10 protein-coding genes are annotated in these 8,645 nt (G+C 72.0%); 8 read left to right on the forward strand and 2 right to left on the reverse strand.

Going from position 1 to position 8,645, the window contains the following annotated elements; all coding sequences use genetic code 11:
- Positions 1 to 22: 22 nt before the first annotated feature.
- Entirely contained in the window at positions 23 to 826 is an 804-nt protein-coding gene (locus ACRDSK_RS28445; RefSeq protein WP_431444428.1) for an SGNH/GDSL hydrolase family protein, read from the reverse strand.
- Between the two features lie 191 nt (positions 827 to 1,017).
- Between ACRDSK_RS28445 and ACRDSK_RS28450 the strand changes: the two genes are divergently transcribed.
- From ACRDSK_RS28450 to ACRDSK_RS28470, 5 genes are all read left to right on the forward strand, one after another.
- Positions 1,018 to 1,602 carry an SACE_7040 family transcriptional regulator gene (locus ACRDSK_RS28450; protein ID WP_431444429.1) on the forward strand — a complete coding sequence of 195 codons (585 nt, stop codon included), beginning with the start codon at positions 1,018 to 1,020 and terminating at the stop codon, positions 1,600 to 1,602.
- A 100-nt stretch (positions 1,603 to 1,702) separates the two neighbouring features.
- Complete coding sequence (locus tag ACRDSK_RS28455) at positions 1,703 to 2,506, forward strand: SAM-dependent methyltransferase (protein ID WP_431444430.1); 804 nt, start codon at positions 1,703 to 1,705, stop codon at positions 2,504 to 2,506.
- A gap of 82 nt (positions 2,507 to 2,588) precedes the next feature.
- On the forward strand, positions 2,589 to 4,775 hold the full coding sequence (locus ACRDSK_RS28460; RefSeq protein ID WP_431444431.1) for a diguanylate cyclase domain-containing protein: 2,187 nt from the start codon (positions 2,589 to 2,591) through the stop codon (positions 4,773 to 4,775).
- Positions 4,776 to 4,891: 116 nt separating this feature from the next.
- Positions 4,892 to 5,320: a hypothetical protein gene (locus ACRDSK_RS28465; protein WP_431444438.1), complete on the forward strand. Its 429-nt coding sequence runs from the start codon at positions 4,892 to 4,894 to the stop codon at positions 5,318 to 5,320.
- Positions 5,321 to 5,422: 102 nt separating this feature from the next.
- Positions 5,423 to 6,289 carry an SGNH/GDSL hydrolase family protein gene (locus ACRDSK_RS28470; protein WP_431444433.1) on the forward strand — a complete coding sequence of 289 codons (867 nt, stop codon included), beginning with the start codon at positions 5,423 to 5,425 and terminating at the stop codon, positions 6,287 to 6,289.
- Here the strand turns inward: ACRDSK_RS28470 and ACRDSK_RS28475 are convergent.
- Positions 6,286 to 6,681 carry a glyoxalase superfamily protein gene (locus ACRDSK_RS28475; RefSeq protein WP_431444434.1) on the reverse strand — a complete coding sequence of 132 codons (396 nt, stop codon included), beginning with the start codon at positions 6,679 to 6,681 and terminating at the stop codon, positions 6,286 to 6,288. The two genes, ACRDSK_RS28470 and ACRDSK_RS28475, sit on opposite strands and share 4 nt — an antisense overlap.
- A 58-nt stretch (positions 6,682 to 6,739) precedes the next feature.
- On the opposite strand from ACRDSK_RS28475, the gene ACRDSK_RS28480 reads away from it, so the two are divergent.
- From ACRDSK_RS28480 to ACRDSK_RS28490, 3 genes are all read left to right on the forward strand, one after another.
- Positions 6,740 to 7,099, forward strand: coding sequence for a PadR family transcriptional regulator (locus tag ACRDSK_RS28480; RefSeq protein WP_431444435.1), 360 nt, complete (start codon positions 6,740 to 6,742; stop codon positions 7,097 to 7,099).
- Positions 7,096 to 7,545, forward strand: a complete 450-nt coding sequence (locus ACRDSK_RS28485; protein WP_431444436.1) for a VOC family protein — start codon at positions 7,096 to 7,098, stop codon at positions 7,543 to 7,545. The genes ACRDSK_RS28480 and ACRDSK_RS28485 overlap by 4 nt, the downstream gene beginning before the upstream one ends.
- Positions 7,542 to 8,645 (forward strand): PucR family transcriptional regulator (locus ACRDSK_RS28490; RefSeq protein WP_431444437.1); only part of this gene is annotated, 1,104 nt, incomplete at its 3' end. The genes ACRDSK_RS28485 and ACRDSK_RS28490, both read left to right, overlap by 4 nt.

The following is an 8,645-nucleotide window of genomic DNA, read 5'->3' on the forward strand; positions in this document are numbered from 1 at the left end:
GGCCCGCTGTCACGAATGAACGTCAGCCCGTAATGCCGACGAGTGCGCCGAAGTAGCCGTTCTGACCGGCGCCGTTCGGGTGGTAGGACTCCTCGATCGGGAACGTGATGCTGTTCAGCCACCAGTCGTCGCCCGGTGCGCAGATCTCGTGGCCGGAGAAGGCCGAGCGACCGTCCAGGAACTCGAAGCCCGCGGCGGCCGACCGGGCCGACACGACGTCGCCCAGCACGTCCGAAGACTGGTTGATCGCGGTGCGCTTGGTCTCTGAGAGGCCCGCCGAGCAGTCGCCGTCCAGCGTGTAGATGCGCGGGTAGCCCACCACGATCACGCGTGCGTTCGGCGCCCGGTTGCGGATCTCGGCGTAGACGCCGTCCAACCGGCCCGGCAGCTCGGACTGCGCGAACGCCTGCGCCTCCTGGTTACGGCTCACACAGGAGGAGTCCGACCCGAGGTTGCAGTCGGTCATCACGTCCGCGAAGCCGGCGTCGTTGCCGCCGATGGAGATGGTGATCAGCTCGGTGTCCGGCGTGATCGCGCCGACCTGGCTCGACAGCACGTCGGCGGTCACCGCGCCGGAGCAGGCGGCGAACTCGAAGGCCGACGGCGCATGGGTGTTGGCCCACTGCTGGGCGTAGGCGTTCGCGCTGCGCTTGCAGCTGCCGCTGTCGCCGTAGTCGCCGGCGCCCAGGCCGGAGGCGTACGAGTCGCCGAGCGCGACGTACTTGCCGGCCGCGGTCTCCGCGGCGAACGCCGGCACGGCTACGCCCACGGCGCTGGCGGCTACCGCGACGAACGCGGCGATTACGTACTTGCGCGAGAAGCGCATCCCCGACCTCCACTGACACTGAACTCACACTGTGAGTTTCCTGACGTCACTCATGGATACCGGACAGTCACAAGACGTGGAATCGCTTCGATGGTCGTTAACAGTTGCCAGTGAGCCGCAAATGGAGTAAAGGAGCCTGATCCGTTCGCGGTGGCGTTAGCGCTCGCTAACCGCCCGGTTACGATGTGCGCGTGCCGACCCGCCGGGAGCAGATCCTCGCCGCGGCCGCGGAGCTCTTCGCGCGCCACGGGTTCCACGGCGTGGGCATCGACGACATCGGCGCCGCCGTCGGGATCTCCGGGCCGGCCCTCTACCGCCACTTCCGCAGCAAGGACGCGATGCTCGGGGAGATGCTGACCTCGATCAGCGAGAACCTGCTCGCCGGCGGCGAGCAGCGCCGCGACGCCAGCGAGCCGGGCGCGGTGCTGGCCGAGCTGATCCGCTTCCAGGTCGACTTCGCCCTGGACAACCCCGCGTTGATCACCGTGCAGGAGCGCAACCTCGGCAACCTCACCGAGCCGGACCGCCGCCGCGTGCGCGCGCTGCAGCGGCGCTACGTCGAGGTGTGGGTGCAGGCGATCCGCGACACCGCGCCGGCCGTCGACGAGCCGACCGCGCGCGCCGCCGCGCACGCCGTCTTCGGTCTGATCAACTCCACCCCGCACAGCCGTCACCTCGGCCGCGGCGGGATGGCGACGATGCTGCGTGAGATGGCCCTCGGCGCGCTCGCGCGAACGGGCGCGGACGAATCGGCCGACCTGTCGACCGCCAGCTGACCCACAACGAATTTCTTCGTCCATCCGGGTGAACCCGACTCCGACGGCGCCGTGTCCGTTAGTACTGTTTCGGTCACAGTTCCGAATCGAGAGGTGCACGGTGTCGCGACAGACCAACTGGGTTCCAACCTCGGTAGACCTCGAGAAGCCCAGCGCGGCCAGGGCGTACGACTACGTGTTGGGCGGGAACCACAACTTCCAGGTCGACCGCGAGTTCGTCGAGCTCGTGCTGCGCCACCAGCCGGAGGCGAAGCGCTTCGCCATCATGAACCGGGCGTTCATGCGCCGTGCCGTGCTCTTCATGGTGGAGCGGGGCATCCGCCAGTTCCTCGACCTCGGCTCCGGCATCCCCACCGTCGGCAACGTGCACGAGATCGCCCAGCAGGCCGACGAGACGTCCTGCGTGGTCTACGTCGACAACGAGCACGTGGCCGTGGCCCACAGCCAGCTCATCCTGGAGCACAACGAGAACGCGGCGATGGTGCAGGCCGACATCACCCGCCCCCGGCTCGTCCTCAACGACCCGGTCACCCGACAGCTGCTCGACTTCGACCAGCCGATCGGGTTGCTCGCGATCACCATCGGCCACTACATCCTCGACGACCAGGACCCGCTCAACGTGTTCGCGAGCTACCGGGACGCGCTCGCGCCCGGCAGCTATCTCGCGCTGACCCACCTCACCTCCGACTTCGACGAGGAGAAGGGCTCCGAGCTCACGGAGATGATGAAGCGGACGCAGAACAACGTCGTGACGCGCACCCACGAGCAGGTCGGCCAGTTCTTCGGCGACTTCGAGCTCGTCGAGCCGGGCCTCGTGAACACATCCCGCTGGCGACCGGAGGGCAGCGCGCCGGATCCGTCGGTGAACGACGGGCTGTGGGCCGGCGTGGCCCGAAAGCCTTGACCGACGGCAGACTCCACGGCGGTGGGCCCCGGCCCGCCTGCCGGTCCTTGGTGTCGCTGAGTATCGTCTTGGTTACAGAGTGATGGACAGACAGCCCGTGCCCGCCACCCCTCCGCCGGCAGCCCGGCGCGAGGAGCTGGCCCGCGCGTGGACGACGAACGCCACCTCCTCCGCCTACATCCCGCGCGCCGTCGTCGAGATCGAGGAGGTACTGCTCGAGCTCGTCGACGAGATGCTGGCCGCGCTCGCCGGCGACGACCGGCCGGAGCCCGTCGGCATGCGGATCGGGGCCCGGCTCGTCAACGAGGGCTTCATCGACCCGACCGCGCTGGCCGCCACGATCGACTCGCTCACCAAGGGCCTGCTCGGCGATGTCGAGCCCAGCCCGGACACCGAGCTCGCCCGGCGGGTCGTCGCGCTGCTCGGCGCGCTGTCCGCGGGCTACGCCGACGGCCTGCGCAGCTACACGCTCACCCAGCAGGAGCAGGTCAAGCAGGCGCTGTTCAACGCGATGGTGCGCACCGAGCACAACCTGCGCGCCACCGAGAACCGCTTCCGCGAGGTGTTCACCTCCTCCGCGGTGGGCATCGCGATCACCGACCTCGACGGCATGTGCGTCGAGTCGAACCCGGCGCTGTCCCAGATCCTCGCCTGCCCGCCCGGCCAGCTCGCCGGCCGGACGCTGCCCGACTTCTTCCTGTCCGACGACGCGGACCCCAACCCGCGCGGCACGCCCGGTGACGTCCGGGCCGCCTACCGCCGCGTGCTGGCCGGCGGCGCGGAGCGCGTGCACGAGCACCGCCGGCTGCGCAAGGAGGACGGCGACACCGCGTGGGTGTTCCTCGCGATCTCGCTGCTGCACGACGGCGCCGGCGAGCCCGCGTACTTCGTCACGATGGTGCAGGACATCAGCGAGCTGCAGCTGCTCCAGGACAGGCTGAGCCACCAGCTGCTCTACGACGCGCTGACCGGGCTGCCCAACCGGCAGCACTTCGCCTCGAAGCTGGAGTCCGTCCTCGGCCGCGCCGAGTCCGACCGCACGGTGACCCTCTGCTTCGTGAACCTGGACGGGTTCGCGGCGGTCAACCACGGCCTCGGCCACGACTTCGGTGACAGTCTACTTCGGACGGTCGCGCGGCGGCTGGAGGAAGTGGCCAGGCAGTTGCGGGCGCTGGTCGCGCGGATCGGCCCGGACGAGTTCGCCGTGCTGATCGAGGACTCGCCGGCCACGCCGAACCTCGACGGCGTGATCGACCGGATCAACACCGAGCTCGCCGAGGCGGAGTTCATCGACGAGCGCGGCGTGGGGATCGGCGCCAGCATCGGCGCGGTCCGGTGCGCCACCGACGAGATGTCCTCCGCCGAGCTGTTCCGGGCCGCGGACTCCGCGCTGCGCAAGGCGAAGGCCACCGGCCGCCGGCAGTGGGCCGGTTACCACGCAGCGGACGACCGGCGGGCCCGGGAGCGCGACGCGCTCGCCGCCGAGCTGCCGGCGGCGTGGGAGAACGGCCAGCTGAGCGTCGCCTACGAGCCGGTGGTGCGCCTCGACGACGGCACCGAGCGGGCGGTCGCCGCGCGCCCGGTGCTGGTGTGGGAGCGGGAGGACGGGGAGCCGCTCGACCACCGGGAGTGCGTCGAGCTCGCCGAGCGCACCGGCATGTCCGTCCAACTCGGACCGGACGTGCTGACCGAGGTGTGCGGGCACCTCATCGAGCTGCGGGCCGTGCTCGGCGAGCAGGACGGCGCGCTGGCCCGGCTCCAGCTGACCCGGCTGCAGACCGGCGACGCGGACCTGGTGGGCGCGGTGCACCGGGCCATCGAGCGGACCGCCGTGCCGGCGAGCCTGCTGGAGATCGGGCTGGACACGGCCGCCGTGCTGGACGACCACGGCGACGCGCGGGACAACCTCGAGGTGCTCGCCGCGCTCGGCGTGTCGACCGGGCTGTGCGGCTTCCAGGGCGGCCCGCGCGAGCTGGACCTGGTGGCGGACACGGCGGTCAACACGGTCACCCTCGCCGCGGACGGTGCGGGCGCGGCCGGGCGGGACACCGCGAGCCCGGTGCTGCGCGAGGAGACCGAGCGGCTGGTGGCGGCCATCGTCGCCGGCGGCCGGGAGTGCTCGGTGCTCGACGTGCGGACCGAGGCCGAGGCGCGGTGGTGGGCCGCCGCGGGCGCGACGAGCCTGCAGGGCGGCGTGTTCGGCCGGCCCGTCGCCGCCGGCGCGCTGGCCACGTTGCCCGATCTCACGCGACCGGTCTCCGCCGGTTGATCCCGGCTCGAGCGCGACTGGTGGAAGATGTGGCCGTGGACCCGCACTCCGACTCGGACTCCGAATCCGACCGAGACAACCGCATCGTCGAAGCCGCGAGCCAGGCGCTCGCGGCGATGAATGCCGGGCCGGACGAGGACGCCGCCGAGCGGGTGACCGAGGCGTTCCGGGCGAACCCGGCCGGCGCCGAGGACGCGCAGGAGCTGATGCTGCTGCTGTTCCACGAGTGCAGCGCGATGGTCGCCGCGCTCGGCTCGGGCGGCACCGCGCCGGTGAAGATGCAGGTCTTCGACAACGACGGCCAGGAGGTGCCGATCGACGAGGCGGACCCTCCGGTCCGCACCGCCGTCCGCACGCTCCTGGCCGAGGTGCACGGCGACAGCGAGGCCGCGAAGACCCACATCGAGATCGCGCTCGCCAACGCCGCGCCCGACGAGATGGTCACCCTGATGGTCCAGGCGCTGCGTTGGACCATCCGCCTGTCGGCCGAATGCCTGAGCCGCGACCTGCCGGTCGCCGACTGGATCCGGACAGCCCTGTCCTGACCCCGCGTTCCCCACTTTCGTTGTCTTGACAGGAATTCACCGACCGCGCATTGTCGAAGTCGCCTACCGACGGGTAGATCCCCCGAGACACTGGAGTCTCCGATGCGCCGGTCGTTGTCCCTGCTCGCCACCGCCGCCGCGATCGCGACCGCCACGGTCGCCACGGTCGCCGTCTCCACATCCGCGAGCGCCGCTCCGGCCGTCGGGAAGTACGTGGCGCTCGGCGACTCCTTCGCCGCCGTCGGCTCGCTGGAGAACGTCCACGGCGACCCCATCGGCTGCGCCCGGGCCACCGACAACTACCCGTCCGGCGTGGCCGCCGCCCTCGGCGCGAGCACGTTCGTCGATGCGACCTGCGGCGGCGCCCGGACCGTCCACATGACACAGCCCCAGTCGGTGACCGGCGGCGACGCCGCGCCGCAGTTCGACGCGCTGACCGCGGACACGAACCTGGTGACCGTCAGCATCAGCGGCAACGACATCGGCTTCAGCGACATCGCCAAGACGTGCGCGGAGAAGAGCTTCTCCAACCCGTTCGGTTCGCCCTGCGAGGACCACTTCACCGAGGGCGGCACCGACCAGCTCGGCGAGCGGATCAACGCCGCCGCCCCGGCGGTCGACGCGGTCCTCGACGGCATCCACGAGCGGGCCCCGCAGGCGACGGTCGTGCTCGTCGGCTACCTGCGCATCCTGCCGCCGTCCGGCGGCTGCTGGCCGGTCGTGCCGTTCGCCCGGGGCGACGTGCCCTACTTCGACGGCGTGCAGCACCGGCTCAACGAGATGCTCGGCCAGCAGGCCGGCGCGAACGGCGCGGTGTTCGTCAACCCGGGCGACGTCCTCGGCCACGACGTCTGCTCGGACGACAAGTGGGTCGAGGGGCTGATCCCGGAGCAGCTGGCGGTGCCGCTGCACCCGAACGCGGCCGGGCAGGCCTTCGTCACCGGCCTCGTGGCGGAGGCGCTGGCCTAACCGTTGTCCGTGCCCCACTTCTGGCCGAGCGCGTAGCGGGTGCCGTCCGGGTCCTCGAACATCGACCACCAGCCGAAGAACTGCTTCGCCGGCGGCTCGGGAAACTTGACGCCCTTCGCGGACAGCTCGCGGTAGGTGGCCTCGACGTCGTCGGCGTAGAAGAACACCGGCGAGTTCGGCACGCCCTCCCGCTCCACGCCGGCCGACCAGCCCGGCTGACGCTTGCTCAGCACGAGCCGCATGGCGCCGTCCGGGCTGCGCACCGACAGCCAGCGCTCCTCGCCGTAGGGCGAGTCCTCGGCGAGCTCGAAGCCCATCGTGTCGACCCAGAACCGCTTGGCCTGCTCCTGGTCCTCGACGTAGAGCACGACCTGGTTGACGCCCCGGATCATGTCAGCCTCCAGATATAGCCACATCGGATATAGCAATGCTGGACTGTATTATGTGGACATGGCAGAAGGCAACCCGCCGCCGCTGACGCCCGCGGGCTACCAGGTGCTGCTCGCGCTCGCCGGCGGGCGGGCGCACGGCTACGCGGTGATGCGCTTCCTCGACGAGGTGACGGACGGCTCGGTCCAGCTCGGCCCGGGCACCCTGTACCGCACGATCGCCCGGCTGGTCGCGGACGGCCTCGTCGAGGAGGTCGCCGGCGGCGAGGCCGACGAGCCGCACGACGCGCGGCGCCGGTACTACCGGCTGACCGAGCTCGGCCGGGCCGCCGCGACCCGGGAGACCGAGCTGCTGGCGCTGCTCGTGGACGTGGCCGCGCAGGCCGGCCTGCTCGCCGGCCGGCGCAGATCGGCGTCATGAGCAGGCGTCCGCACGCGCTCACCCCGCACCTGTTCGTGCGCGAGGTGACCGCCGCGATCTCCTTCTACCGCACGGCGTTCGGCGCGGTGGAGCTGTTCCGCAACGTGCTGCCGGACGGCACCATGCTGTTCGTCGAGCTGGCCTTGGGCGACGGCCGGCTGCTCGTGAGCGAGGAGGTCGAGCGACTGGGCGCGCTCGCGCCGCCGACCGTCGGCGGCAGCCCGGTCCTGCTGCTGCTCGAGCTGGACGACGTCGACGACGCGGCCCGGCGCGCGATCTTCGCGGGCGCCACGGTGGAGATGCCGGTGCGGGAGATGTTCTTCGGCGAGCGCTACGGCGTCGTCGTCGACCCGTTCGGCCACCGCTGGGCCCTGTCCACCCGCCGCGAGCAGCTGACGCCGGACGACATCATCCGCCAGACCCCGGAGGACGGGGACCGCGAATGATCACCGTGCAGGGAGTCGTGGACCGGGTGGGGCCGACACTGCTGCACGTTCGGCTGGGCGGCGCGGCCACCCACGTCAACGACGTCGTCATCGCCGAGGCTGGCCGCAAGGACCAGGTCGGCGACGGCGACCTGGTGCTCGGCGTCTCGGTGCACACCGCCAAGGACGCGGTCGAGCTGATCCGCCACTGCGGAGCGCAGGGCGCGGCGGCGGTGCTGCTCAAGCCTCCGCTCCCGGCGCGCAGCGCGGTGCGCTCGGCGGCCCAGACGGCCGAGCTCGCGGTGGTCGAGGTGCACGCGGCCGCCGCGTGGGCACAGGTCGTCTGGTTGCTGCGGTCGGTGCTCGACGCGGCCGCCGACGAGCTCGAAGGTGACACCCGGCCGAGTGGTCTAGGCGACCTGTTCCGGCTCGCGGACGCGGCCGCGGCGGTCGTCGACGCGCCGGTCACCATCGAGGACGCGAACTCCCGGGTGCTCGCCTACTCCGCCCGCCAGGACCGTACGGACTCCGCGCGCGTGTCGACGATCATGGGCCGCCGGGTGCCCGACGACGTGCTCGCCCGGTTCCGCTCGCGCGGGGTGTTCCGCGAGCTGTCCCGCGGCCGGACGACGATCTTCGTGCCGGCCCAGCAGGACGGCACGATGCCGCGGCTGATCGTGCCGATCCGGATGGGCGGCGAGCTGCTCGGCTCGATGTGGGCGGTGGTGACCGGACCGGTCTCCGACGAGCGGGCGGCCGCGTTCGCGGACACCGCGCCGGTGGTCGCGCTGCACCTGCTGCGCCGGCGGGCCACCGAGGACGCCGAGCGCCGCCGCTCCGCCGAGCTCGTGCGGGCCGTGCTCGAGGGGACGGGCAGCGTGCGGCTGATGGCCGCGGAGCTGAACCTGTCCGACGAGCCGCACCGGGTGGTGGCGATCGCGAGCCGGGCGGACGACCCGCTGGGCGCGGAGGGTATGCGGCTCGCCTTGTGGGAGCGGATCGCCGGGGGCGTCGGCCGGCGGCCGGCACTGGCGGAGCTGCACGACGTGCTCTACGCGGTGGTGCCGGACCGGGCGGGCGAGGGCGGCTGGCCGGCGCTGCGCGAGGCGCTGGCGCGGGAC

The sequence above is a fragment of the Actinophytocola sp. genome (assembly GCF_050699915.1).
In the GTDB taxonomy this organism is placed as follows: Bacteria; Actinomycetota; Actinomycetes; order Mycobacteriales; family Pseudonocardiaceae; genus Actinophytocola.

Bases quoted from the DNA above. Each gene is read 5' to 3' on its own strand.
- ACRDSK_RS28470 (WP_431444433.1), top strand. From the start codon at position 5,423: ATGCGCCGGTCGTTGTCCCTGCTCGCCACCGCCGCCGCGATCGCGACC.
- ACRDSK_RS28475 (WP_431444434.1), bottom strand. From the start codon at position 6,681: ATGATCCGGGGCGTCAACCAGGTCGTGCTCTACGTCGAGGACCAGGAG.
- ACRDSK_RS28460 (WP_431444431.1), top strand. From the start codon at position 2,589: ATGGACAGACAGCCCGTGCCCGCCACCCCTCCGCCGGCAGCCCGGCGC.
- ACRDSK_RS28465 (WP_431444438.1), top strand. From the start codon at position 4,892: ATGAATGCCGGGCCGGACGAGGACGCCGCCGAGCGGGTGACCGAGGCG.
- ACRDSK_RS28480 (WP_431444435.1), top strand. From the start codon at position 6,740: ATGGCAGAAGGCAACCCGCCGCCGCTGACGCCCGCGGGCTACCAGGTG.
- ACRDSK_RS28485 (WP_431444436.1), top strand. From the start codon at position 7,096: ATGAGCAGGCGTCCGCACGCGCTCACCCCGCACCTGTTCGTGCGCGAG.
- ACRDSK_RS28445 (WP_431444428.1), bottom strand. From the start codon at position 826: ATGCGCTTCTCGCGCAAGTACGTAATCGCCGCGTTCGTCGCGGTAGCC.